The sequence below is a fragment of the Arthrobacter agilis genome (assembly GCF_030816075.1).
Classification (GTDB): domain Bacteria; phylum Actinomycetota; class Actinomycetes; order Actinomycetales; family Micrococcaceae; genus Arthrobacter_D; species Arthrobacter_D agilis_E.
Genome location: NZ_JAUSXO010000001.1, coordinates 471,394 through 495,883, shown reverse-complemented (window position 1 = coordinate 495,883; position 24,490 = coordinate 471,394). Strand labels below are relative to the sequence as shown.

The following is a 24,490-nucleotide window of genomic DNA, read 5'->3' as shown; positions in this document are numbered from 1 at the left end:
AGTGGTGACTTTTCCCGTGATAGGCGTGATCGGCGGCGGCCAGCTCGCCCGGATGATGGCAGGCCCCGCCGTCGAGCTGGGGCTCGAACTCCGCGTCCTCGCGGAGGGACCGGACGTCTCGGCGGTGGCCGCCGTGGCCCATGCGGAGGTCGGCGACTACCGCGACCTGGACGCCGTACGCGCCTTCGCCGCGGGCGTCGACGTCCTCACCTTCGACCACGAGCACGTCCCCGGTGAGCTGCTGGCGGAGCTGGCCCTCGACGGCGTGGCCATCCACCCCTCGCCGCCGGCCCTCCGCCACGCCCAGGACAAGCTGGTGATGCGGCGCGCGGTCGAGGAGCTCGGCCTGCCCAACCCTGCCTGGCGGGCCGTGCGGACCGCCACCGATATCGAGGCCTTCGCCGACGCCACCGGCTGGCCCGTCGTCCTGAAGACACCGCGCGGCGGGTACGACGGCAAGGGCGTGCTCGTGCTGCGCGACGCCGCGGGACTCGCCGCGGCCGAACCGTGGCTCACCGGCGGTGAACTCCTGGTGGAGCAGTTCGTGCCGTTCAGCCGTGAGCTCTCCGTGCTCGTGGCACGGCGTCCCTCCGGAGATGCCGTGACGTGGCCGGTCGTGGAGTCCATCCAGGTGGACAGTGTGTGCGACGAGGTCCTGGCCCCCGCACCCCACCTGCCCGACGACGTCGCCGACGCCGTCACCTCCGCCGCGCTGCGCCTCGCCGAGCGCCTCGGCGTCACGGGCGTCATGGCGGTGGAGCTGTTCGAGACGCCCGGCGTCGGAGCCGGGTACCTCATCAACGAGCTCGCCATGCGCCCGCACAACTCGGGCCACTGGACCATGGACGGAGCCGCCACGGGCCAGTTCGAGCAGCACCTCCGGGCCGTGCTCGACCTCCCGCTCGGCGCGACGCATGCCGTCGCACAGCACGCGGTGATGAAGAACGTCCTCGGGGGCGCCAACACCGACATCTACGGCGCCTACCCGACGGCCCTGTCCTCAGGTCCGTCCGCTAAGGTGCACTTCTACGGCAAGGACGTGCGTCCGGGCCGCAAGATCGGCCACGTGAACGCGCTCGCGGCTCCGGGAGAGCCGCTCGCCGCGGTGCGCGAGAGGGCCTCGAGGGTTGCCGCGATACTCCGCGACGGCACGGACCTGCCCTCCTCCGACAAGGATTGACCGAAGGGAATGCAGTGACGAACGCCCAGGTAGGCCTCGTGATGGGCTCGGACTCCGACTGGCCGGTGATGGAGGCGGCCGCCGCCGCGCTGGCCGAGTTCTCGGTCCCCTTTGAGGCGGACGTCGTCTCCGCCCACCGCATGCCCGAGGCCATGATCGAGTACGGCCGGACGGCCCACGAACGGGGCCTGCGCGTCATCATCGCCGGCGCCGGTGGCGCCGCCCACCTGCCGGGCATGCTCGCCTCGGTGACGCCGCTGCCCGTGATCGGCGTCCCCGTGCCCCTGCGCTACCTCGACGGCATGGACTCGCTGCTGTCGATCGTCCAGATGCCCGCCGGCGTGCCCGTCGCCACGGTGTCGATCGGCGGCGCCCGCAACGCCGGCCTCCTCGCCGTCCGTATGCTGGCCGCCGGCACGGACGACCAGGCGGCTCTGCTCCGCGCGCAGCTCGTCGACTTCGCCCGTGCCCTGAAGGTGACCGCCGAGGAGAAGGGCGCCGCGCTGCGGTCACGCATCGCCGCATCGACGGCAGACGACGCATGATCATGGGTACCCGCGTGCACGGCGCCGCCGAGTCCGGCACACCCGGACTCACCAACCCCGTCCGCTACCCGCAGACCGCGCCACCCGAGGTCCGCACGAAGCGGGCGTTCGTCCTGCTCGCCATGACCCTCGTGCTGCCCGGCTCCGCGCAGGTCGTCGCGGGAGACCGGCGGCTCGGGCGCAGGGCCCTCAGGACCACCTTCGCGTGCTGGGCGCTGATCCTCCTCGGGCTCGTCGTCGCCCTCACCAACCGCACCCTCGCTGTCGGCATCGTCACCCACCGGTGGTGGTCCCTGGCACTGATCGTCGCGCTCCTGGGCATCGCGCTCGGCTGGGCGCTGCTGTTCGTCAACACCCTGCGGCTCATCCGGATGCCCCTGCTCGACCGCGGGGTCCGTCCCCTCGTCGCCGGGGCACTGGCGCTCCTCATGGTCCTCACCAGCGGGTCGCTCGCCTACGGCGCCTACGTGCTCGGGGTCGGCCGGTCGACGGTGGGCTCGATCTTCCAGTCGGGCCCTGCCTTCGACCCCGTGGACGGGCGCTACAACTTTCTGCTCATGGGCGGCGACGCGGGCGAGGACCGCACGGGCCGACGGCCCGACAGCATCTCCGTGATCAGCGTGGACGCCGAGACCGGCTCCACCGTGACGTTCAGCATCCCGCGCAACTTCCAGAACGCCCAGTTCTCCGCGGACTCCCCCCTCTGGGACGTCTACCCCGACGGGTACAACTGCGGCGACCCCTGCATCATCAACAGCCTCTACACCGACGTCACGCAGAACTACACCGACCTGTACCCCGGCGCCGCGGATCCGGGCGCCGAGGCCATGATGGACGCCGCGAGCGGCGTCCTCGGGATCGAGGTGCAGTCCTACCTGCTCGTCGACATGAACGGCTTCGAGCAGCTCGTGGACGCCATGGGCGGGATCAGGATCGACGCGGGCGGCTGGGTGCCGATCACCGCGGGCGAGATCCCCGGCTCCGACCCGATCCGCCACTACCCGCCGGACGGCTGGATCAAGCCCGGCGTGCAGACGCTCGACGGCTACCACGCCCTCTGGTACGCGAGGTCGCGCGAATTCGTGACGGACTACGACCGCATCGCGCGCCAGCAGTGCGTCCAGCAGGCGATGATCGCGCAGCTCGATCCCGCCACCGTGCTCACGCGCTTCCAGTCGATCGCCGCGGCGGGCACGCAGATCGTCGAGACGGACATCCCCCAGGACCAGCTGGCGAGCTTCGTGGACCTCGGCCTCAAGGCCAAGGGCCAGGAGACCCGCCGCCTCACGATCGGCCCTCCGGACTTCGGCACGCCCGCGGAGAACTTCGTGACCTATCCGGACTTCGACCTCATCCACGACCGCGTGCAGGAGATGATCGCCGGCAGCGGTGCCACTCCCGCCGCTGCCGCTGCGCTGCCCCTGGAGCGCGCCGGTGTGGTGTCCGGGCTGCCGGCGCAGACCACCGACGACGGCATCACGGAGGAGTACCTGCAGGAGCTCGCCACGATCGGCGACGACGCGACGCTCGGCGACCTGCTGGCGGACAACGGGCAGTGCTCCCCCGCCTGACCCGCGCTCCCCTGCGCTGACCCGGCCGCACGACCACCCCGACCAGCCGAAGGACCGAACACGATGTACCTCCTGGACAACACCCTCCGCCCCTACGCCTGGGGATCGGAGCGCGCCATCGCCGACCTGCTGGGCAGGGAACCCTCGGGCGGACCGGAGGCGGAACTGTGGATCGGCGCCCACCCCGACTCGCCGTCGCACGCGGTCCAGCCGGACGGCGCCCGGGTGGGCCTCCACGAGCTGATCGAGCGGGACCCCGCGGGTCTCCTCGGCGAACCCGTCGCCGAGCGTTTCGGGAACCGCCTGCCCTTCCTGATGAAGGTGCTCGCGGCCGGTTCGGCCCTGTCCCTGCAGGTGCATCCGAGCCTCGAGCAGGCGTCCGCGGGCTTCGAGGCTGAGGAGGCCGCCGGCGTGCCCCGGGATGCGGGGCACCGCAACTACCGGGACCGGAACCACAAGCCGGAGATGATCTACGCCCTGACGCCCTTCGAGGCCCTCTGCGGATTCCGGCCCCTGCCCGAGGCCGCGGGCATCTTCGCGATGCTCGCCACCGCCGTCCCCCCGGGCTCGAAGGCCCACGCCCTCCTCGACACCGTCGCCGCGCACCTCACGTCGGGCGGCGACGCCGCACTGCGGTCGTCCTTCACGCTGCTGCTCGAGGCACCCCCGGAGGTCGTCGACGAGGTCGAGGCCGCCGCGGGCCGCGCCGGGGAGGGATCGGCGGCCGCCCGCGATCTCGCGACCATCGCCGAGCTCGCCGGCCAGTACCCCGGAGACCCGGGCGTCCTCGTGGCCCTGCTGCTCAACCGGGTCTCGCTGCGCCCCGGGGAGGCCCTCTACCTGCCGGCCGGGAACATCCACGCGTACCTGAGCGGGCTGGGGATCGAGGTCATGGCGTCGTCCGACAACGTGCTGCGGGGCGGCCTCACGCCCAAGCACGTGGACACCGGCGAGCTGCTCGCCACAGTGGTCTTCGAGCCGCTCGCTCCCCCGGCACTGACCCCGGACTCCACACTCCTCGACCAGGAGCTGTACCGTCCGCCCTTCGAGGAGTTCCAGCTCCAGCGCATCGAGCTCGCGGACCCCGCCGCGGGCCCCGGGGGCGAGCCGGGCGAGAGTGCCGGCGGTGCCGACGACGCGCGGGGCCCCCTGCCCGCGGACGAGAGTCTCACCCCCGCGCACGTCCCGGTGGTGCAGAACGGGCCCGTGGTGGTCCTCGCCGTCAGCGGGCCGATCCTGCTCGACACCCCGAACTCGACCCTCCTGGTCCCGCGCGGCGGCAGCGCCTTCGTCGCGGCGTCCGAGGCGCCGCTCGTCGTCCGCCCGGCGGCCGACCGGCACGGGGCGACGGACGGCCCCGTGCTGGCGTTCGCCGTCACCGTCGGCGGCGCACTGCCCTCGCTGTAGGAGCCGGCGGCCGGGCGGGCTGCTAGGCGCGCACGCGCCGCACCGCGCCGACCGCCCTGGCGGCCTGCCGGCGCGCGAGCTGCATGCCGCGCTTCGCGACGGGCAGTGCCCGGCTGAACACGGGGTAGAACGGCGAGAGTGGCAGGTCCCACGTGCCGGCGAGCTGGTCCTCGTGCTGCGCCCAGCCCATCTTGAAGCGGGACACGCCGTCGTTGAGGAGGCCGTTGAAGTCGTAGCGGGCCACACCGCGCGCCTTCATCTCCTGGATGGCGAACCACTTCAGCGCGTAGTTGGCGCGCAGCCGCTCGCCCTCCTCGGTCATGCCGCCGTAGAGCTCGAAGGACGTCGCATCCGTCGCGGAGATCCACAGGAAGGCGACGACGTCGTCGCCCTGGAACGCCGCGTACACCGGCGAGGCGTCGCCGAGGTTGTCGAAGATGTCCAGGTAGTAGGCGTCCGCGTGGATGCCGAACCCTGCGCGCTCGGCCGTCAGCCGGTAGACGTCGAGGCAGGCGCCGAGCTCGCTGCGCACCACGCGGCGGATCGAGAGGCCCTCCCGGCCCGACTTGCGGACGTACTGGCGGTGCTTCTTCGTCATGTCCGCGAGCAGCTCGTCCTCCGTGCGGCGCAGATCGAGGATCAGCGTCCGCCCGATGAGGATGGTGTTGGCGCTCTCCTTCCAGCCCGCGGCCGGCAACGCCTGGACGACGTCGCTCGCCGCATCCCAGTCGGGCTCGATCGAGAGCGCCACCGAGTGGTGGGCCTCCCGGACGTATCCGGCGATCGCCTCGAGGACCTCGATCCCCCGCCCCTCGGCCGTCTGGGGGCCGCGCGGGATGTACGCCAGGTTCCGCAGCGGCAGCGGCAGCGGGCGCACCACGATCTGCGCCGCACCGACGACCACCCCGTCCTCGGCGACCAGCACGCGGTCGGCACTCCAGCCGTGCGCGGCCTTCGTCTGCCCCCACCCCCACAGCTGCTGCGGATGCCCGCCCAGCTGGTTGACGGTGGAGTCCCAGAGGGCGCGGTCGAAGCAGGGCGAAACGGAAAGGCTCATCCGACCAGCCTATAGGGGCGCCCGCCGCCCCGGAGCCGGGGCTGCGGGCGCCTGCGCGCGGAACTTCTGCGGATCAGTCCTTCACGCGGGCGTAGGTCTCCCACTTGTGGGCCTGGTGCTCGCCGTCGACCACCCGGATGGTGCCCGACTTCGAGCGCATGACCATCGACTGGGTGAGGACCTTGTCCTTGCTGTAGCGCACGCCGCGCAGCAGGTCGCCGTCGGTGATCCCGGTCGCCGCGAAGTAGCAGTTGTCGCTGGTCACGAGGTCGTTGGTCGAGAGCACGCGCTCGAGGTCGTGCCCGGCGTCGAGGGCCTTCTGCTTCTCCTCGTCGCTGGTCGGCCAGAGACGGCCCTGGATGACGCCGCCGAGGGACTTGATGGCGCACGCCGCCACGATGCCCTCGGGGGTCCCGCCGATCCCCATGAGGGCGTCGACATCGGTGCCCTCGCGGGCCGCGGCGATCGCCCCGGCGACGTCGCCGTCCATGATGAACTTGGTGCGCGCGCCGGCGGCGCGGATCTCCTCCACGAGGGGCTTGTGCCGGTCGCGGTCCAGGATCATCACGTTGAGCTGGCTGACCTTCTTGTTGTTGGCCTTCGCGATGAGGTGCAGGTTCTGCTTCACGGGCAGGCGCAGGTCCACCATGTCGGCGGCCTCGGGGCCGGTGACGAGCTTCTCCATGTAGAACACGGCGGAGGGGTCGAACATCGAGCCGCGCTCGGCGACGGCGAGCACCGCGAGGGCGTTGTTGATGCCCAGGGCCGTCAGCCGGGTCCCGTCGATCGGGTCGACGGCGACGTCGCACTCCGGTCCGCTGCCGTCCCCCACGCGCTCTCCGTTGAAGAGCATGGGCGCCTCGTCCTTCTCGCCCTCGCCGATCACCACGATGCCGTTGAAGTGGACGGTCTGCAGGAGCGAGCGCATGGCGTCCACGGCGGCGCCGTCGGCCAGGTTCTTGTCGCCGAACCCCACCCAGTGGCCGCCGGCGATGGCCGCGGCTTCCGTGACGCGGACGAGTTCGAGGGCGAGGTTCCGGTCCGGCTCGTCGTCGCCGACGGCGAGCGCCGGTGAGAGCGTGGAGTACTGGGCGTTGCTGGCGTTCTGGGACACGTCAATCCTCATCGTCGAAGGTGGTCGGGCCGTTCGCGGACCCGGTGGTGCCGTGGTGCCATCATAGGCGTGCGGCGCCTCCGGGTCCCTGTGATGCTGCCGACGTTCTCCCCTGTACGGTGGCCGCCGGTTAGGTGGCGCGCGCCGCATCAGCGAAAATGGACGGGTGAGCGATCAAGGCGATGAGCGGACCACCCCCGGCACCGAGGCGGAACTGAACGACGACGCGCCGCCCATCACGCTCTCCCCCAACCAGGCCAAGCGTGCGAGCGCGACGGCACGCGGCATGCTGATCGCCACGGGGGCGACGATCGCCGTCGTGCTCCCCGTCTATTTCCTGAACCCCACGTACAAGGCCGAGACGTACCGGCGCGACATCGACGTCGCGACCATCGCCCGCCAGGCGGCCGGGGACGCCGGTTACCTCCCCGCCTCGCCCGCCCTCCCCGAGGGCTGGTCGTCCAACTACGCCCGCTGGGTGTCCGGCAGCAGCGACGGCGTGGACTTCTGGGAGGTCGGATTCCTGACCTCGGACACCGGTTTCATCCAGCTCACCCAGACCGACGACGCCAACCCCACCTGGGTGGCCCAGCGGATCGGCGACGCGCAGGTCTCGGGCTCACGGACCATCGGCGGGCTGGAGTGGGAACTGCTCGACGCGCCGGACGGCGACACCGTGCTCAGGTCCGACGTCGACGGCGCCACGGTGATCCTCAACGGCGAGGCGGCCCTCTCCGAGTTCGACACGATGGGGACCGCCGTCATCGAGGACGTGCGGCAGAACGCCGCAGAGGAGGCCGAGCGCCTGGCATCGGCCGGCGCGGACGGCGCCTGAGTCATCGAACCGGTCCGGCGCGACTTCCACGCGGCGGGACGCGCGCGGACCAGTACAGTGGGCGCGTGACCCAGCAACTGACCCCGGCCGACGCGTGGCTCCGCCTGCAGGAGGGCAACGCCCGTTTCGTCGCCGCTGACGCCTCCCATCCGAACCAGGACGCCTCCCGCCGCGCGGCCCTCGTGGACCGGCAGAACCCGTTCGCCGTGATCTTCGGCTGCTCGGACTCCCGCCTCGCCGCCGAGATCATCTTCGACCTCGGCCTCGGCGACGCCTTCGTGGTCCGCACGGCCGGGCAGGTGATCGACGACGCCGTCCTCGGTTCCCTCGAGTACAGCGTCGCCGTGCTCGGCGTCCCGCTGATCGTGGTCCTCGGCCACGACAGCTGCGGCGCCGTGACCGCGACCATGAACACGATCGAGACCGGCGACATGCCCGTGGGCTTCATCCGTGACCTGGTGGAGCGCATCACGCCGTCGGTCCTCGCGGCGCGGCGCGCGGGGGTCACGGACGTGAACTCGACGGTCGTCGAGCACACGCGGCAGACGGCGCACCGGCTGGTGGACAGCTCGCGCGTGATCGCGGACGCGATCGAGGCGGGGGCCACCGCCGTCATCGGCGTCTCCTACCGCCTCGACGAGGGCAAGGCCGTGCTCGTGTCCGGATTTGGCGCGGTGGAGAACTGAAGGCGAGAATTGCCGCATGACGCCAACGCCTGAAGCCAGCCCCGAGTACCGCATCGAACACGACACCATGGGCGAGGTGCGGGTCCCGGTCGACGCCCTGTACCGGGCGCAGACGCAGCGCGCCGTCGAGAACTTCCCGATCTCCGGCACCACCCTCGAGCGCGCCCACATCGAGGCGCTGGCCCGCATCAAGAAGGCGGCGGCCACGGCCAACGCCGAGCTCGGCGTCCTCGACGAGGAGCGCGCCCGTGCCATCGAGGCGGCGGCCGAGGACGTCGCGTCCGGGCGGTACGACGGCGACTTCCCCGTGGACATCTACCAGACCGGCTCGGGCACGTCCTCGAACATGAACGCCAACGAGGTCATCGCGACCCTCGCGAGCCGGGCCCTCGAGGCGGCCGGCAGTGCCACGACGGTGCACCCGAACGACCACGTCAACGCCTCGCAGTCCTCCAACGACGTCTTCCCGACCTCGGTCCACGTCGCGGCGACCTCCGCCCTCGTGAAGGACCTCATCCCGTCGCTGGCGCACCTCGCCGAGGCGCTGGAGCGCAAGGCCGAGGAGTTCAGCACGGTGGTGAAGTCCGGCCGCACGCACCTCATGGATGCCACACCGGTCACCCTGGGCCAGGAATTCGGCGGCTACGCCGCGCAGGTCCGCTACGGGATCGAGCGCATCGAGGCCTCGCTCCCGCGCGTGGCCGAGGTCCCCCTCGGCGGCACCGCCGTGGGGACCGGCATCAACACGCCCGCGGGCTTCTCCGCCCGGGTCATCGAGCTCCTCGCCGAGGACACGGGGCTCCCCCTCACGGAGGCGCGCGACCACTTCGAGGCCCAGGCGAACCGTGACGCGCTCGTCGAGGTGTCGGGGATGCTGCGCACCATCGCCGTCTCCCTGACCAAGATCCACAACGACCTGCGCTGGCTCGGATCCGGCCCCAACACGGGCCTCGGCGAGATCGCCCTCCCCGACCTGCAGCCCGGCTCGTCGATCATGCCGGGCAAGGTCAACCCCGTCATCGCCGAGGCCGTCATCATGGTCTGCGCCCAGGTGGTCGGCAATGACGCCACCGTGGCGTGGTCCGGCACCAACGGTGCGTTCGAGCTCAACGTCGGCATCCCCGTGATCGCCCGCAACGTGCTCGAGTCGATCCGTCTCCTGAGCAACTCGACGCGGGTGTCCGCGGACCGCATGATCGACGGCATCACCGCCAACGTCGAGCGCGCACGCTTCCTCGCCGAGGCCTCCCCCTCGATCGTCACGCCCCTCAACAAGCACATCGGGTACGAGAACGCGGCGAAGATCGCCAAGAAGGCCGTGGCCGAGGGCCTCACCGTCCGTGAGGCGGTGCTCGCCCTCGGCTTCGTGGAGCGCGGGGAGCTGACCGAGGAGCAGCTGGACTCCGCCCTCGACGTGCTGTCGATGACGCGGCCGCCGCAGGCCTGACCCGCAGGCAGGACCAGGCACGGAGAAGGGCGCGCCCACCACGGGTGCGCCCTTCTCCGTGCCTCTTCTGCGCCCCGCATCAATTTGCACTGAAGCTATCAAAGTGCAAATATGTACTCCGTGATGGATAGTGCAAAAAGAGAGGATCTCGGGCTGCGGGAGCGCAAGCGCCTCCAGACCCGGTCCTCCCTCGTGGCGGCCGCCCGCCGGCTGACCCTCGACCACGGCCTCGGCGGGTTCACCGTCGAGCAGCTCTGCGACGAGATCGGCATCTCCCGCCGTACCTTCTTCAACTACTTCCCCTCGAAGGAGGATGCCGTCCTCGGACACTCCGACGAGGAGATGCCCGAGGAGATCCTCGACGCGTTCGTCCTGTCAGGGCGCACCGACCCGCCGAAGCCGCTGATCGACGCACTCACGGACCTCTTCGCCGAGTTCGGCTCCAGGCTCGCCATCTCCCGCGAGGAGTACGAGATGATGTCGGCCGTCCTGCAGCGGGAGCCGCAGCTCATGCCCAGGCTGTTCGCCCGCGCCGAGTCGAAGTCCCAGCTGCTGGTCGACCTCATCATCGCGCGGGAGGGCCTGCCCGCTGACCATCCCACGCCCCGCGTCGCCACGTTCGTGCTGGGCGGCCTAGCCCGCCGGTCCCTCGACGAGTTCTTCGCCGAAGGCAACGAGCTGAGCTACCCCGACGTCATCCGCCGGAACATCGACGCGCTCCGTCTCCTCTTCCCCTCCCACCCCGGGGTCGCCCGCGACCTCCCCGCCTCCCAGAACCAGGACCACGCATGAGTACAACGACGGCGCCGACAGGCCCGCTCCTCCTGACGCAGAAGCGTATCTGGATCATCTTCTCCGCCCTCATCGCCGGGATGCTGCTCTCCAGCCTCGACCAGACCATCGTCTCCACCGCCATGCCCACCATCGTGGGTCAGCTCGGCGGCGTCGAGCACCAGACCTGGATCACCACGGCGTACCTGCTCGCCACCACGATCGTGATGCCGATCTACGGCAAGTTCGGCGACGTCCTCGGGCGCCGCAACCTGTTCCTCTTCGCCATCGCGCTCTTCACCGTCGCCTCCATCGGCTGTGCCTTCGCCACCGACTTCTGGGCCTTCGTGATCTTCCGGGCCATCCAGGGACTGGGCGGCGGCGGGCTCATGATCCTGTCCCAGGCGATCATCGCCGACATCGTGCCCGCCAACGAGCGCGGCAAGTACATGGGCCCCCTCGGCGGCATCTTCGGCCTCAGCGCCGTCGCCGGCCCGCTCCTCGGCGGCTACTTCGTGGACCACCTGACCTGGAACTGGGCGTTCTACATCAACATCCCGGTCGGCATCGCGGCCTTCGCGATCGCCTGGTTCACGCTGCGCCTGCCGACCAAGAAGGCGACCAAGCGCATCGACATCCCCGGCGTCGTCCTGCTGTCCATCGCCACGACCTGCCTGATCTTCTTCACGGACTTCGGCGGGGACGCCGAGGAGGGCTGGACCTCGCCGCTCACGTGGGCCTTCGGTGCCGGCATGGTCCTCGCGGCGGTCGCCTTCGTGATGGTCGAGCGCCGCGCGGAGGACCCCATCATCCCGCTCGAGCTGTTCCGCAACCGCACGTTCGTCACCAGCACCGGCATCGGCCTCACGCTGGGCCTCGGCATGTTCGCCGCGCTCGCCTTCATGCCCACGTTCCTGCAGATGGCCTCCGGCACCTCGGCAGCGGTGTCCGGCCTCCTGCTCCTGCCCATGATCGTGGGCCTCATGGGCACGTCGATCTTCTCCGGCATCGCGATCTCCCGCACCGGCCGCTACCGGAAGTACCCCATCATCGGGGTGTCGCTGACCCTGGCCACGCTGCTCTGGATGTCCACCCTCGCGGCGAGCACGCCCATCTGGGTCATCTGCACGATGCTCTTCTTCTTCGGCGCGGGCCTCGGGCTCATCATGCAGGTGATCATCCTCGTGGTGCAGAACTCGGTGGCGCCCACCATGATCGGCGTCGCGACGAGCACCAACAACTACTTCCGGGAGGTCGGCGCGTCCCTCGGCGTCGCCGTCTTCGGCGCGATCTTCACGAGCCGCCTCTCCGAGCGGCTGCGGGAGACCTTCGCGGCCTCCGGCGCGAGCCCGGAGGCCGCCGGACAGGCGACCTCCACCCTGGACCCCGCGGCGCTGAACGCACTGCCGGACCAGGTGCGCGACGCCGTGGTGAGCGACTACGCCGAGTCCCTGGCACCCGTGTTCCTGTACCTGGTACCGTTCCTCGTCATCGCGCTCGTCCTGGCGCTCCTGCTGCGTGAGATCCCGCTGTCCGAGACCTCGGGCATGGTGGCACGCGGCGAGGCGATCGGCGGCGAGGAGGCGCTCCGGCTGGAGCGTGAGCGCGCCGCCGGCATCACGCCCACCAAGGCGGCCGGCGCCACGCCCGACGGGCGCTCCGCGGGCTCGCCGGCCGGCCCGTCGAAGGGCTCCGGTTCCTGACCCGGCCCCTGCTGCACACCGCCGGCCCGGCAGTCCCCCGAGGACTGCCGGGCCGGCGGCGTCAGGAGAGGAAGCGGGTCACGCCGTCGAACGCCCCGGCCTGCTGCACGAGCGCCAGGTGCCGTGGCTTGAGCGGCGGCAGGTTGTCCAGGGGGAACCACCCGACGTCGAGCGACTCGTCGTCGTTCACCCGCGCGGTCCCGCTCACCCACCGGCACCGGAAATCGAGGGTGAGGAACGTGCACACGTCGCCGTTGGGGAACGTGATGGGGCCCTCGACCCCGGTGGCGAGCAGGTACTCGACCTCGACGACCACGCCCGTCTCCTCCTCCACCTCCCGTCGCAGCGCCACGGCGGGGTGCTCCCCCGGATCGACCATGCCCGTGATGATGGCCCACCGGCCGTTGTCCGCCCGCTGCCCCAGGAGCACCTGCCCGTCGTCGTCGAGGACCACGCCGCCGACACCGGGCAGCCACAGCGGATCGTGGCCGATCTTACGGCGCAGCGACAGGACGAAATCGGGAGTGGGCATGCTCTTCAGGCTAGTACAGCGAGCGCCAGCGCAGCCCCGCCGATGAGGAACGGGCCGAACGCCACCGGGGAGGCCGGCGTGGCCCGGCCGGCCAGGACGAGCGCGAGGCTCCAGAGCCCGCCGAGCACGACGGCGAAGACGGGCCCCCACCAGAGCCCGGCGCCTCCCGCGAAGCCCAGGTAGAGGCCCAGCAGCCCCGCGAGCTTGACGTCGCCGAAGCCGAGGCCGCGCCGGGACAGCAGGTGCAGCGCCCCGAAGCCGATCCAGAGGACGGCTCCCCCGGCGATCATCCCGAGGACCCGGTGCCACTCGCCGGCGGCCCCCGCGGCGAGGCCGAGCAGGAGGGCGGCCGCCGGATAGGAGGGCAGCACGATCCGGTCCGGGAGGCGGTGCGTGCGCCAGTCGATCACGCTCAGCCGTCCGCCGACCGTCAGGAAGCCCAGCAGCGCGGCCGTGAGCAGGGCGAAGGCGAGCGGCTCCTGCACCAGGTAGTCGGCGAGCACGGCGGTCACGCCCCCACGCTACGCGACGGCCCTGACCGGCCGGCGAAGGCCGGTTACACTGTGGAAATGTCGGGCCAGCGCAGCACCAGTTCCGCCTCCACGCCGGTGGAAACCTTCCGCTCCCTCTGCCGCTCCTCCCCTTGGCGCTGGGAGACGCTGCAGTTCACCATCGCGTGGCGGGCGCCGTCCGACCAGGGCGCCGATACCGCCCCGCCGCTCAGGGCCTGGCTGCGCCGGCCCGCGGCGCTGCGGGTCGAGGCGGCGGACGGGACGCTGCTGCATTCGACCACCGGCAACGAACAGTCCCGCGACGCGCTCTACGTCAGTGCCACCCGGAAATCCTGGCTCCTCGCACCGCGCCTCGTCACGCCCGTGTACGACGGCGCCGGCCTCGTGCGCCGCCGGCCCGAGGCCGCGTACGGCGAGGCCGTGTTCGGCGATCCCCGCTGGTCCTCCATGCTGGACCCGGTGGAACTGGCCGGCAACGCGCCGGTGGCCATGGTGTACCCGGGCGCGAACCGGGTGGAGGTGGAGGACGTCGCGGAGGAGACGTTCGCGGGCCGCCCCGTCCTGGCGGCCACCGTCACCCCGAACCCCTCCTACGAGCCCGCGGCGCCCGGCCGCCCCCTCGTCGGGGAGGGCCGGACCCGCGTACTCATCGACGTCGGCACCGCGGTCTGCGTGTCCACGACGGCGCTCGACGGTCCCACGCGGGGCGCAGGCCACGACCTCGCCATCCTCGGCGTCGACGAGTACCTGACCGACGACTACTTCCGCGCGGCTCCTCCGGAGCTCAGCGACGTGAGCCGCCACGTCCCCTGGATCGTGGGCTAGCGGGCCCTCCTACACGTCCGTCCCCTCCAGCAGTTCGGTCACGAGGGCCGCGATGGGCGAGCGCTCCGAGCGCGTCAGCGTGACGTGGCCGAAGAGCGGGTGTCCCTTGAGGATCTCGACGACGGCCGCGATCCCGTCGTGCCGGCCGACCCGGAGGTTGTCGCGCTGCGCCACGTCGTGGGTGAGGACGATCTTCGAGTTCTGGCCGATGCGGCTCATGACGGTGAGCAGCACGTTCTTCTCGAGCGACTGCGCCTCGTCGACGATCACGAACGAGTCGTGCAGGCTGCGGCCCCGGATGTGGGTGAGCGGCAGCACCTCGAGCATCCCGCGGTCCAGCACCTCCTCGACCACTTCGGGCGAGACGAGCGCACCGAGGGTGTCGAACACGGCCTGCGCCCACGGGTTCATCTTGTCGTTCTCGCTCCCGGGCAGGTAGCCGAGTTCCTGGCCGCCCACGGCGTACAGGGGCCGGAAGACGACGACCTTGCGGTGCTCGCGGCGCTCCAGGACCGCCTCGAGGCCCGCGCAGAGCGCCAGGGCGGACTTCCCCGTCCCGGCGCGGCCGCCCAGCGAGACGATCCCCACCTCGGGGTCCATCAGCAGGTCGATGGCCAGGCGCTGCTCCGCGGACCTGCCGTGCAGCCCGAAGACGTCCCGGTCGCCGCGGACCAGCCGGATGTGCTTGTCGGCGCCCACCCGCCCGAGGGCCGAGCCGCGCGGGGACAGCAGGATGACCCCCGTGTTGACCGGCTGCTCGGCCCCGCCCGGCGTCAGGACGGCCTCGTGGTCGTACAGGGCGTTGACCTCCTCGACGGTGGCATCGAGCTCGGCCACGCCCGTCCAGCCGGAATCCTTGACCAGTTCGTTGCGGTACTCGTCGGCCTGCAGGCCCATGGCGGATGCCTTCACGCGCATCGGCAGGTCCTTGGAGACCACCGTCACGTCACGCCCCGCGACGGCGAGGTTCTTGGCGACGGCGAGGATCCGGGAGTCGTTGTCGCCGCTGCGGAAGCCGACCGGCAGCACCTCGGGCGAGACGTGGTTCAGCTCCACGCGGAGCGTGCCGCCCTCGTCCCCGAGCGGGACGTCGGTGTCGAGCCCGCCGTTCTCCACCCGCAGGTCGTCCAGCAGCCTCAGGGCCTTCCGCGCGAAGTACCCGAGCTCCGGATCGTGGCGCTTGCCCTCGAGTTCGCTGATGACGACGATCGGGAGGATCACCTCGTGTTCCGCGAACCGCAGGATGGCATGGGGATCGGACAGGAGCACCGAGGTGTCGATGACGTAGCTGCGCCGCGGGTCGCTGGCGTCGCTAGGGTGCGGGGTGTTGGTTGTAGCCACAGGAACTCCGCTCCGGGGTGGGCACCCCGAACTCGTAGGGGGTGGGTGTTCCGGCCAGGAGGCCGGACGGCCTCCCCGACTCGTGCGAGGTGCTTGGCACCATCGGCGTCATCAGCGGCCTTCCGTCGGCGGATCCGGCGTCCGTCGATGGATAGACCCTACGCCGTCGGCCCGCGCAGCGCAGGCCCCTTCATCGTGTCGCGGGTGAAGGGCCGGTGAACGTTCAGGAGCCGAAGCGGCGCTGCCGGCGGCCGTAGTCGCGCAGGGCGCGGAGGAAGTCGACGCGGCGGAAATCGGGCCAGAGGGCCTCGCAGAAATAGAACTCGCTGTAGGCGCTCTGCCACATGAGGAAACCGGACAGCCGCTGCTCCCCCGAGGTACGGATCACGAGGTCCGGGTCCTGCTGCCCGCGGGTGTACAGGAAGGAGGAGATGTGCTGGTCCGTCAGTTCCTCGGCAAGGGTCTCGAGCGACATGCCCTTCGCCGCGGCATCCCTCATCAGCTCCTTGACGGCGTCGACGATCTCCCGCCGTCCCCCGTACCCCACGGCCACGTTGACGTGGAGGCCGTCGATCTTCTCGGTGGATGCCGCCAGGTCTGTGAGCTTGTCCGCGAGGTCTTCGGGCAGGAGATCGAGGGCACCGACGGGCTGCACCCGCACGCGGTTGCTCTCCCCCAGGCGGTCGAGGGTGTTGGCGATGATGTCGAGGAGCTGGTCGATCTCCTCCTGGGGCCGGCCCATGTTGTCCGTGGACAGCATGTACAGGGTCACGACGTCGACGCCGAGTTCCTCGCACCAGCCGAGGAACTCGTGGATCTTGTCCGCACCCGCCTGGTGCCCGTGGCTCGTCGGAGCCCCTGCGAGCCGGGCCCAGCGCCGGTTGCCGTCCACCATGACGCCGATGTGGTGCGGGATGCGCTCGGGCGCGAGGTTCCGCTGCAGCCTGCGTTCGTAGAAGCTGTAGCCGACTCCGGGGAACTTCAGACTCACGCCCGGCTGCCCTCCCCTGGTTTCCGCTCCGGTCCGGGCCGGAGGCATTCACGACACGGGGCGCCTGCGCCCCGGATACCTCCACCGTACCGGCAGTTGCCGGGCAAAGGCCTGCATACCCGGCCGGACCGGCCGCGGACACCCCCTCCTCGACAGCTGGCGGGCCGGGGTATCGGCTAGAATTCCGGCATGACCCCGCGCCATCCGGCTCCCCTTCCGGGCCCCTCGGATTCCGCGGACAGCCGCGACAGCACCCTCCAGCAGGCCGTGTCCTCGGTCGCGGGACCCCTCGCGGACGCGATGGCCGCCAAGCCCCTCTGGCGCGGGTGGATCCACGCCGTCGCCACGCCCCTCGCGGTCGCCGCGGGCATCGTCCTCGTGACCGTGGCGCCCACGCCCGGGCTCCGGATCGCCTCCGCCGTGTACGCGCTCACGGGCGTGCTGCTCTTCGGTGTGAGCGCGGTGTACCACCGGGGCAACTGGAGCCCGGGCGTGAAGGTGGTCCTCAAGCGCCTGGACCACACGAACATCATGCTGGTGATCGCCGGGTCCTACACGCCGCTCGCCTGGGCCCTGCTGGACCGGGGGAAGGCCGAGACCCTGCTGTGGATCATCTGGGGCGGTGCCCTCGCCGGCGTCCTCTTCAGGAATCTGTGGGTCGACGCCCCGCGCTGGCTGTACGTACCGATCTACGTGGCCCTGGGCCTCGGCTCGGTGTTCTACATGCCGGACTTCTTCGCCGCGAACGTCCCCGCCGCCACCCTCATCTGCGTGGGCGGTGTGCTGTACATCGCGGGGGCGGTGTTCTACGGCATCAAGCGGCCGAACTTCTCACTGCGCGTGTTCGGCTTCCACGAGCTCTTCCACGCGTTCACGGTGGCGGCCTTCGCGGCGCACTTCATCGCGATCACGATCGCCGTCCTGCACCCGTCCGGCGCCTAGGACCAGCCGGGTCCACCGGCTGCCCGCAGCGGTTGTGCGCAGCGTGCCTCAGCGGTTGTCCGGGCCGTGCTTCCCGCCCGGCAGGGGGCGTCCGCCGTCGTCGCCCCCGGCCTCCCGTGCCTGCGGACGGTCCCGGCCGGCGTCGTCCGCACCCGACGGCATCCCGCCCGCACGCTGCAGGCGTGCCTGCTCCACCTCGGCGGTGTACCGGACGCGCCGGATGCGCTTGACCATGTCGCGGATCAGGAAGATGACCAGCACGACGACGAACAGCGTCGCGAGGAAGCCGAGCGTCCCGGGGGTGACCGACGACGGATCGAGGCCCGGTTTCAGCGTCGGGTCCCCCGACGGCGTCACGGTCGCAGCCAGGCTGAGGTCAAGGAACACGCAGGCACCACTTTCGAAGCTCGCGGCGGATCAGGGTGGCCCGCCACCGATAATTCTACGCGGGATAGAAATGCGTGGCGGACCTAGGTGCCGGGCGTGATGCCGGCGAAGAAGTCGTCCTCGGGCACGGCGGAGTCCACGCGCGAGGTGATGAGCGAGTAGTCCTCCCACGGCCATACCTGCTGCTGCAGTTCGACCGAGACGGCGAAGAAGAAGCCCTCGGGGTCCACCTGCGTGCGGTGGGCGATCAGCGCCCGCTCGCGGTGCCCGAAGAAGTCGCCGCAGCGGATCTGCGTGGTGGTGGCGTGCGCCGGCGCGGGCGGCTGGTGGCCTTCCGCGTCCGCCTCGAGCCACTGGGCGAGGCGCTCGGCGTAGGGCGACTGCAGACCGGCCTCTTCGAGGGCGAAGTGCAGGGCGCGGAAGCGTTCCGGGTTGAAGGCGCGGTCGTAGTAGAGCTTGGACGGGGCCCAGGCCTCGCCCGTGCCCGGGTAACGCGCGGGATCGCCGGCCGCCTCGAACGCCTCCACCGCGACGCGGTGCGCCATGATGTGGTCCGGGTGCGGGTAGCCGCCGTTCTCGTCGTAGCTGAGGATCACGTGGGGGCGGAATTCGCGGACGAGCTTCACGAGGGGCGCTGCGGCACGCTCGAGGGGCTGGAGCGCGAAGCAGCCGAAGGGCAGGTCCGGGAGGGGGTCGCCCTCGGGCAGTCCCGAGTCGGTGAAGCCCAGCCACCGCTGCTGCACGCCGAGCTCGGCGACGGCACGCGCCATCTCGACGCGCCGGAGGCCCGGCAGGTCACGCTTGGCGTGGGCGTCGCCGTCCATTGCCGCGTTGAGGATGTCACCGCGCTCGCCGCCGGTGCAGGTCGCCACCATGACCTCCGCACCCGCCGCGACGTAGGCGGCCATGGTGGCCGCGCCCTTGCTCGACTCGTCGTCGGGGTGGGCGTGGACCGCGAGGAGGCGGAAGCCCGCACTCGACGCGCGGGGAAGATCCTGGCTTGGCAACACGTGCTCCTGGCTCTGCGGGGACGGACGGCCGCGAAGGGACCGGCCGGCGGGGACTGCGACGGGGGACGGTAAAATGGGACGGTGAGCTCCGCCCCTACGCCCTCAAGAGTAGCCAATCGCTACGGCAACCCGAAGCCCGTCCGACGGCTGAGCCGTGCGCGGTTGCTGATCATCGCAGTGCTCCTCGCCGCGGTGGCGGCGGTCGGTGCCGTGGCGCTCACCTCCGGCAGCCCCGACGTCTCCTCGAAGGACGTCGGCTTCTCCCTCGCCTCGGACGGCCGGGCGAGCGTGGACTTCGAGGTGACGAAGGACCGCTCGGCCACGGCGCAGTGCGCGGTGCAGGTGCTCAGCGAGAACTACGCGGTGGTCGGGTGGAAGGTGGTCACCATCGGACCCAACAGTGCCGAGGACGGCGTGAACGCCGGCGGCACGACGGCGCACCGCACCGACGTCCGCACCGATTCGCCCGCCGTCTCCGGTGGGGTCAACGCCTGCTGGATCGTCGAGGACTGACCGGCACCGCGCGGATCTCTTGGGTTCTGGCCCCGGCCCCCCTAGACTGGTCGGATACGTAGCGCCCCGCTTCACCGGCGTACCGGTCCACCGGTCCCACGAGGCGGGGTGTTTGTTTGCCGCGGATGGTGTCTCCGCCATCGTCCGCTCGACCTCAAGCCCCTCCGTCCGCGGGGGCGGCCGTACCGAAGGAGCAGTCCCGTGTCCACTAACAGCGCCCCTGTCGCCTGGCTCACGCAGGAGTCCTACGACCGACTCAAGAGCGAGCTCGAGCACCTCTCCGGTCCCGGTCGCACGGAGATCGTCGCCCGGATCGAGCAGGCCCGCTCCGAGGGCGACCTCAAGGAGAACGGCGGCTACCACGCCGCGAAGGAGGAGCAGGGCAAGGCAGAGGCCCGCATCCGGCAGCTCACCCACCTGCTCGAGAACGCGCACGTCGGTGAGGCGGCGCCCGACGACGGAGTGGTCGAGCCGGGCAAGATGGTGTCCGCGAAGATCGCCGGCGACGTCGAGAACTTCCTGCTCGGCAGCCGCGAGGTGGCCGGCGACACGAACGTGGACGTCTACAGCGAGAAGTCCCCGCTGGGCGCCGCGATCCAGGGCAAGAAGGCGGGCGACACCGTCACCTACGCCGCCCCGAACGGCAAGCAGATCACGGTCGAGATCCTCTCGGCCACCCCATACGTCGGCTGACGGCGTCCGCCCTGCCGGCCGGCCCGGTCAGGCGCCGAAGCGGTCCGTCCCTCCGGGGGCGGGCCGCTTCCGTCTGAGCAGGAACGCGGCCAGGATGCCGCCGAGCGCCCCGAAGAGGTGGGCCTGCCACGAGATGTTGGATCCGAGTCTCGGCAGGACGCCCCACAGGATGGACCCGTAGACGGCGAACAGGACGACGGCGAGGAGGATCTGCCTCCAGTCGCGGTTGTAGAACCCCCGGGTGATCAGGTAGGCGAAGAGCCCGAACACCACGCCCGAGGCTCCGATGGTCAGCCCTCCGCCGAAGAGCCAGGTCCCCAGCCCGGACGCGAGCCAGCTGGTGCCGACGGCGACGGCGAAGCGCCGTGCACCCTCGAGGAAGGCCAGGAACCCGAGCACCAGCAGGGGCAGGCTGTTGCCGGCCAGGTGCTCCATGCCTCCGTGCAGGAGCGGCGCGAAGATCACGCCGTCGAGCCCGTCGAGCTGGCGGGGTTCGATCCCGAGGGTCCGCACCAGGAGGTTCCCGAGGAGCAGGTCGAGCACGAACACCACCCACATCACGGCCACGAGGCCGCCGACCGTGATCAGGCCGGCCTGGGCCCTGCGCGCGAGCGGTGTCACGGGCACGTTCCCTCAGCCCTTGATGACGACCGGCTGGAAGCCCTCGGCGCGCAGGTTGCTGAGGACCTGCTCGCAGTGCTCCTCGCCCTTGGTCTCCATGTTGATGGTGATCGCGACGTCGCCCATGCTGATGGAGCCGCCCACCCGCGTGTGGTCCACGCCCGTCACGTTGGCGTCCGACTCCGCGATGATCCGGGAGATGGTGGCCAGCGAGCCGGGCCGGTCGTCGAGCAGCATCCGCACCACGAGGTAGCGTCCCGCCGCGGCGAGGCCGCGCTGGATGACCTTCAGCATGAGCATCGGGTCGATGTTGCCGCCGGAGAGCACGACGACGGTGTTGCCGGGCTGCGCGCCGTCCTCGGTCAGTTTCCCGTCGAGCAGGGCTGCGACGCCCACGGCGCCGGCGGGTTCCACCACCATCTTGGAGCGTTCCAGGAGGAAGATGAGCGCGCGGGCGAGGGAGTCCTCGCTGACCGTCACGACGTCGTCCACGAGCTCCCGGATGATCGAGAAGGGCAGCTGCCCGGGACGTCCGACGGCGATGCCGTCCGCGATGGTGGAGACCTTCGTCAGGGGCACGAGCGCATCGGCCGCCAGGGACGGGGGGTACGCGGCGGCGTTCTCAGCCTGGACCCCGATGATCCGGATGGTCCGGCCGAGTTCCTTCGCCCGGGCCTTGACGGCGACGGCCACGCCGGCGAGGAGCCCGCCTCCGCCCACTCCCATGAGGATGGTGTCGACGTCGGGCACCTGCTCGAGGATCTCGAGGCCGAGTGTTCCCTGGCCCGCGACCACGTCCACGTTGTCGAACGGGTGGACGAACACGGCGCCGGTCTCGTCCGCGTACCTCCGGGCCTCGGTGAGCGCCTCGTCGACGTTGTGGCCGTGCAGCACCACCTCGGCGCCGTGGCCGCGGGTCGCCGCGAGCTTCGGCAGGGCGACTCCGAGGGGCATGTAGATGCGGGCGGCGATCCCGAGGCGGGCCGCGGCGACGGCGACGCCCTGGGCGTGGTTGCCGGCGGATGCCGCGACGACGCCGCGGGCGCGCTCCGCCTCGCTCAGCTTGGCCATGCGGTTGTAGGCGCCGCGGACCTTGAAGGACCCGGCGCGCTGCAGGTTCTCGCACTTGAAGGACACGGGTGAGCCGGTGAGGCGGCCGAGGGCCCGCGACTGCTCGATCGGCGTCCGGGCGATCACGCCCTCGAGGGTGCGGTGGGCGGCCTCGACGTCGGCGAGGGTCACCGGGAGGTCGGTCCCGGCGGGAAAGCCCGGGACCGCCGTCGACCCGGTGACCGGATCGGCGGTGAGGCCGGTGGTCCCCCCGGGGGTGGTCCCGGTGGCTCCGGGCGTGGCTTCGGGGGTGGTTTCGGTGGTGCGGGTGGTCGCTACGGTCTGCTCGGTCACTGGGAGGTCTCTTTCTGGAGGGCTGGCGCCGACGCGGCGGCGGGAGGTCCCGGGGTGCTGGCCGGCGACGTCGCGGAGTCCTGCTCCGCCGCCACCGGCCCGCTAATGCCTCCCCCTCCGGGCCAGCCCTCCCGCGCCACGACGGGATCGTACTCCCAGGCCCGCTGTGCGATGTAGCGCACGGAGGTGTTGAGGACCGCGAGGAGCGGAACGGAGAAGAGGGCGCCCGGGATCCCGGCGAGCAGCGTGCCACCGGCGACCGCGAGGACGACGGCGAGCGGGTGGAGGGCGACGGCGGGCCCCATGATGAGCGGCTGGAGCACGTGCCCTTCGACCTGCTGCACGAGCAGGACGATCGCGAGCATCACGAGGGCGTTGACCCACCCGTTGGCGACGAGGGCCAGCAGGACCGCGACGGAGCCCGTGGCGAGGGCCCCGACGATGGGGATGAAGGACCCGAGGAACACGAGCACACCCAGCGGCAGGGCCAGGGGCACGCCGATGACGGCGGCCCCCACGCCGATACCGACGGCGTCGACGGCCGCGACGACCATCTGGACCCGCACGTAGCTGGCCATGGACATCCAGCCGCGCCGCCCCGCGCCGTCGACCGCCGCGCGCGCCCGCCGGGGCGTGAGGCCCACGAGGAACCGCCAGATCCGGCCGCCGTCGAGCAGGAAGAAGATCAGGGCGAACACCGTGAGCAGCGTGCCCGCGGCCACGTGACCCGCCGTCGTCCCGAAGGAGAGCGCCCCGCTGAGGATGGAGGCGCTGTTGCTCTGGACGGCGGTGCCGATGTCCCGGAGGTACTGGTCGATCTGCGACGTCGTGAGCTGGAGGGGGCCCTGCGAGAGCCAGTCCAGCAGCTGCCGGACGCCGTCCTGCGCCTCACCGCCGAGGCTGGAGACCCCGAGGGCGAGCTGCCGCCCGACGAGGAGCAGCGCTCCCGTGATGATCCCGAAGAAGCCCACGAGCGTGATCGCGACGGCCAGGCCGTTGGGGACCCTCCGGTGCCGGAGGGCGTTCTTCAGCGGCATGAGCAGCGCCGCGACCAGCCCGGCGATCATGAGGGGGATGACGAGGAGGGAGATCCGGCTCAGGAGGTAGATCAGGGCCGCGCTGATGACGATCACGAGCCCCAGCCGCCACGACCAGGACGCGGCGATCCTGAGGGCGACGGGGACGTCGGAGCGGTCGGGGGTGCTGTCGTCCCGCTGGTCCGCGTGCACCGTCCCGGGCGCGTCCGCGGGGTGCCGGGGCAGCGGATCCGGCAGGGCGGCGGCGCCACGGCTCACCACACGCTGGATGGCGCGCTGTGGTTTCGCTCCGGGGAGACGCTGCATGCGCCAATCCTTCCATAGAAGGCCCGGGCGCCCGCTATCCGAGACCCGGGAGTATGCCCCATTTCGCGGAGAACGTCGCCCCCGGCTCGAGCCACCGGAGGCCCTCCCCCGAATTGAAGGCGTTCGCGGGGGCCGTCATCGGCTCGACCGCCACGGCCTTGCTCACTCCGGGGTAGATCGTGCTGATGAAGACATGGGCGTAGGCGAAGGCTGCGTCGGCCCAGAGGGTCACGCGCCGCCCGTCCGGAGCCGAGAGCACGTGCTCGTGGCGTCCGTCCACGAGGTCGAGGTCCGTGAAGGCCGTGTCGAACCGGATGTCGCCGATCCTCTGCCCCTTCCGCAGGTCGTGTTGCCCCGAGACGGCCGCCCTGCCGGTCGGGATCGACTGGTCGTCGGCCTCGAACATCTCCGCCGCCCGCAGGGTCAGGGTGAGGTCCTCGGTGGGGACGTCGGAGATCTTCAGGTAGGGGTGCGCGCCGAGCGCGAAGGGGGCGGGATCCGCCGAGAGGTTCGTGAGTTCCTGCGTGACGGTCAGCTGCTCCTCCGTGAGCTCGTACGTCGCCCGGTGGATCAGGTGGAAGGGGTACCCGTGCTGGGGGAAGATCTCGGCGTCGAGCACGACGCGGGAGGCGCCGACGTCCACCGCACGGTAGCCGGTGTTGCGCAGGAGGCCGTGGATCGCGTTGCCCTTCGAGGGCTCCGTGATGTCGAGGCGCTGGTCCTTGCCGTGCAGCGTCCAGCGCCCGTCCGCGACCCGGTTCGGCCAGGGCGCCAGCAGGATGCCGCCCCCGCCCGCGGGGATGGCGTCGTCACCCCAGGTCTCGGTCAGGGCCACGCCGTCGTACCGGTAGGACCTCAGGGCGGCTGCGAGGGTCGCCACGACGACGGTCGCGGCGCCGGCCCTCAGCGTGTAGTTGGTGCCGCTCGCCGGTCGGGTCTCCGAAGTCATGCAGCGATGCTACAGCCGCTCCCGGCCCGCCTTTTCCTGGCCGCCGGGTGGCGCCGATGCGTATGATAGGTTTTGTTCGTTTTGGTGCGGTCTGGTTCGAATACCCCGTGC

At 71.3% G+C, this 24,490-nt stretch carries 25 protein-coding genes; 13 read left to right on the top strand and 12 right to left on the bottom strand.

Annotation, left to right across the window (positions count from 1 at the left end; translation table 11 throughout):
• Positions 1 to 4 precede the first annotated feature (4 nt).
• The 4 genes from QFZ50_RS02295 to manA all read left to right on the top strand — a co-directional run bounded on the left by QFZ50_RS02295 (position 5) and on the right by manA (position 4,703).
• Positions 5 to 1,180: a 5-(carboxyamino)imidazole ribonucleotide synthase gene (locus QFZ50_RS02295; protein WP_307081527.1), complete on the top strand. Its 1,176-nt coding sequence runs from the start codon at positions 5 to 7 to the stop codon at positions 1,178 to 1,180.
• 41 nt (positions 1,181 to 1,221) lie between these two features.
• Entirely contained in the window at positions 1,222 to 1,725 is a 504-nt protein-coding gene (gene purE / locus QFZ50_RS02290) for a 5-(carboxyamino)imidazole ribonucleotide mutase (protein WP_307086595.1), read from the top strand.
• A complete protein-coding gene (locus QFZ50_RS02285) occupies positions 1,722 to 3,296 on the top strand; it encodes an LCP family glycopolymer transferase (protein ID WP_307081525.1) in 1,575 nt (524 codons plus the stop codon). Before purE ends, QFZ50_RS02285 begins: the two co-directional genes overlap by 4 nt.
• 63 nt (positions 3,297 to 3,359) lie before the next feature.
• A complete protein-coding gene (gene manA / locus QFZ50_RS02280; RefSeq protein ID WP_307081523.1) occupies positions 3,360 to 4,703 on the top strand; it encodes a mannose-6-phosphate isomerase, class I in 1,344 nt (447 codons plus the stop codon).
• Positions 4,704 to 4,725: 22 nt separating this feature from the next.
• On the opposite strand, the gene QFZ50_RS02275 is transcribed toward manA, so the two are convergent.
• A complete protein-coding gene (locus QFZ50_RS02275; RefSeq protein ID WP_307081521.1) occupies positions 4,726 to 5,760 on the bottom strand; it encodes a lipid II:glycine glycyltransferase FemX in 1,035 nt (344 codons plus the stop codon).
• Positions 5,761 to 5,833: 73 nt separating this feature from the next.
• Positions 5,834 to 6,886 (bottom strand): class II fructose-bisphosphatase, encoded by a 1,053-nt coding sequence (gene glpX, locus QFZ50_RS02270; protein WP_307081519.1) that lies wholly within the window; start codon positions 6,884 to 6,886, stop codon positions 5,834 to 5,836.
• 154 nt (positions 6,887 to 7,040) lie between these two features.
• On the opposite strand from glpX, the gene QFZ50_RS02265 reads away from it, so the two are divergent.
• The 5 genes from QFZ50_RS02265 to QFZ50_RS02245 all read left to right on the top strand — a co-directional run bounded on the left by QFZ50_RS02265 (position 7,041) and on the right by QFZ50_RS02245 (position 12,316).
• Positions 7,041 to 7,709: a DUF4245 domain-containing protein gene (locus tag QFZ50_RS02265; RefSeq protein WP_307081517.1), complete on the top strand. Its 669-nt coding sequence runs from the start codon at positions 7,041 to 7,043 to the stop codon at positions 7,707 to 7,709.
• Between the two features lie 65 nt (positions 7,710 to 7,774).
• Entirely contained in the window at positions 7,775 to 8,395 is a 621-nt protein-coding gene (locus QFZ50_RS02260) for a carbonic anhydrase (protein ID WP_307081515.1), read from the top strand.
• 16 nt (positions 8,396 to 8,411) lie between these two features.
• Entirely contained in the window at positions 8,412 to 9,842 is a 1,431-nt protein-coding gene (locus QFZ50_RS02255) for a class II fumarate hydratase (protein WP_307081513.1), read from the top strand.
• Positions 9,843 to 9,953: 111 nt separating this feature from the next.
• Positions 9,954 to 10,634 carry a TetR/AcrR family transcriptional regulator gene (locus tag QFZ50_RS02250; RefSeq protein ID WP_307081510.1) on the top strand — a complete coding sequence of 227 codons (681 nt, stop codon included), beginning with the start codon at positions 9,954 to 9,956 and terminating at the stop codon, positions 10,632 to 10,634.
• Complete coding sequence (locus QFZ50_RS02245; RefSeq protein ID WP_307081508.1) at positions 10,631 to 12,316, top strand: MDR family MFS transporter; 1,686 nt, start codon at positions 10,631 to 10,633, stop codon at positions 12,314 to 12,316. Before QFZ50_RS02250 ends, QFZ50_RS02245 begins: the two co-directional genes overlap by 4 nt.
• Positions 12,317 to 12,377: 61 nt before the next feature.
• Here the strand turns inward: QFZ50_RS02245 and QFZ50_RS02240 are convergent, their stop codons facing one another.
• Positions 12,378 to 12,848: an NUDIX hydrolase gene (locus QFZ50_RS02240; RefSeq protein ID WP_307081506.1), complete on the bottom strand. Its 471-nt coding sequence runs from the start codon at positions 12,846 to 12,848 to the stop codon at positions 12,378 to 12,380.
• 5 nt (positions 12,849 to 12,853) lie between these two features.
• Positions 12,854 to 13,360 (bottom strand): prepilin peptidase, encoded by a 507-nt coding sequence (locus QFZ50_RS02235; protein ID WP_307081504.1) that lies wholly within the window; start codon positions 13,358 to 13,360, stop codon positions 12,854 to 12,856.
• A gap of 57 nt (positions 13,361 to 13,417) precedes the next feature.
• Between QFZ50_RS02235 and QFZ50_RS02230 the strand changes: the two genes are divergently transcribed.
• The gene (locus QFZ50_RS02230) at positions 13,418 to 14,185 is read left to right on the top strand and encodes a hypothetical protein (RefSeq protein ID WP_307081502.1); all 768 of its coding nucleotides are present in this window, start codon (positions 13,418 to 13,420) and stop codon (positions 14,183 to 14,185) included.
• A 9-nt stretch (positions 14,186 to 14,194) separates the two neighbouring features.
• On the opposite strand, the gene QFZ50_RS02225 is transcribed toward QFZ50_RS02230, so the two are convergent.
• Complete coding sequence (locus QFZ50_RS02225; RefSeq protein ID WP_307081499.1) at positions 14,195 to 15,526, bottom strand: PhoH family protein; 1,332 nt, start codon at positions 15,524 to 15,526, stop codon at positions 14,195 to 14,197.
• 223 nt (positions 15,527 to 15,749) lie between these two features.
• Complete coding sequence (locus QFZ50_RS02220; RefSeq protein WP_307086593.1) at positions 15,750 to 16,511, bottom strand: isoprenyl transferase; 762 nt, start codon at positions 16,509 to 16,511, stop codon at positions 15,750 to 15,752.
• A 306-nt stretch (positions 16,512 to 16,817) separates the two neighbouring features.
• Here QFZ50_RS02220 and trhA point away from each other — a divergent pair, with 306 nt between their 5' ends.
• Positions 16,818 to 17,459 carry a PAQR family membrane homeostasis protein TrhA gene (gene trhA / locus QFZ50_RS02215; RefSeq protein WP_307086591.1) on the top strand — a complete coding sequence of 214 codons (642 nt, stop codon included), beginning with the start codon at positions 16,818 to 16,820 and terminating at the stop codon, positions 17,457 to 17,459.
• 48 nt (positions 17,460 to 17,507) lie between these two features.
• Here trhA and QFZ50_RS02210 read toward each other — a convergent pair whose 3' ends face one another.
• Both QFZ50_RS02210 and mca read right to left on the bottom strand, forming a co-directional pair.
• Complete coding sequence (locus QFZ50_RS02210) at positions 17,508 to 17,846, bottom strand: hypothetical protein (protein ID WP_307081497.1); 339 nt, start codon at positions 17,844 to 17,846, stop codon at positions 17,508 to 17,510.
• A gap of 83 nt (positions 17,847 to 17,929) precedes the next feature.
• On the bottom strand, positions 17,930 to 18,856 hold the full coding sequence (gene mca, locus QFZ50_RS02205) for a mycothiol conjugate amidase Mca (RefSeq protein ID WP_307081495.1): 927 nt from the start codon (positions 18,854 to 18,856) through the stop codon (positions 17,930 to 17,932).
• A gap of 81 nt (positions 18,857 to 18,937) precedes the next feature.
• Here mca and QFZ50_RS02200 point away from each other — a divergent pair, with 81 nt between their 5' ends.
• Together QFZ50_RS02200 and greA are read left to right on the top strand one after the other, a co-directional pair.
• Positions 18,938 to 19,369 (top strand): DUF4307 domain-containing protein, encoded by a 432-nt coding sequence (locus QFZ50_RS02200; protein ID WP_307081493.1) that lies wholly within the window; start codon positions 18,938 to 18,940, stop codon positions 19,367 to 19,369.
• A 201-nt stretch (positions 19,370 to 19,570) separates the two neighbouring features.
• A complete protein-coding gene (greA, locus tag QFZ50_RS02195) occupies positions 19,571 to 20,062 on the top strand; it encodes a transcription elongation factor GreA (protein WP_307081491.1) in 492 nt (163 codons plus the stop codon).
• A 27-nt stretch (positions 20,063 to 20,089) separates the two neighbouring features.
• Here greA and QFZ50_RS02190 read toward each other — a convergent pair whose 3' ends face one another.
• From QFZ50_RS02190 to QFZ50_RS02175, 4 genes are all read right to left on the bottom strand, one after another.
• The gene (locus tag QFZ50_RS02190) at positions 20,090 to 20,683 is read right to left on the bottom strand and encodes a rhomboid family intramembrane serine protease (protein WP_307081489.1); all 594 of its coding nucleotides are present in this window, start codon (positions 20,681 to 20,683) and stop codon (positions 20,090 to 20,092) included.
• Positions 20,684 to 20,695: 12 nt separating this feature from the next.
• Complete coding sequence (gene ilvA / locus QFZ50_RS02185; RefSeq protein ID WP_307086590.1) at positions 20,696 to 21,925, bottom strand: threonine ammonia-lyase; 1,230 nt, start codon at positions 21,923 to 21,925, stop codon at positions 20,696 to 20,698.
• Positions 21,926 to 22,083: 158 nt separating this feature from the next.
• Positions 22,084 to 23,430 carry an AI-2E family transporter gene (locus QFZ50_RS02180; protein ID WP_307081484.1) on the bottom strand — a complete coding sequence of 449 codons (1,347 nt, stop codon included), beginning with the start codon at positions 23,428 to 23,430 and terminating at the stop codon, positions 22,084 to 22,086.
• Positions 23,431 to 23,464: 34 nt separating this feature from the next.
• The gene (locus tag QFZ50_RS02175) at positions 23,465 to 24,379 is read right to left on the bottom strand and encodes an aldose 1-epimerase family protein (RefSeq protein WP_307081482.1); all 915 of its coding nucleotides are present in this window, start codon (positions 24,377 to 24,379) and stop codon (positions 23,465 to 23,467) included.
• Between the last annotated feature and the right edge of the window lie 111 nt (positions 24,380 to 24,490).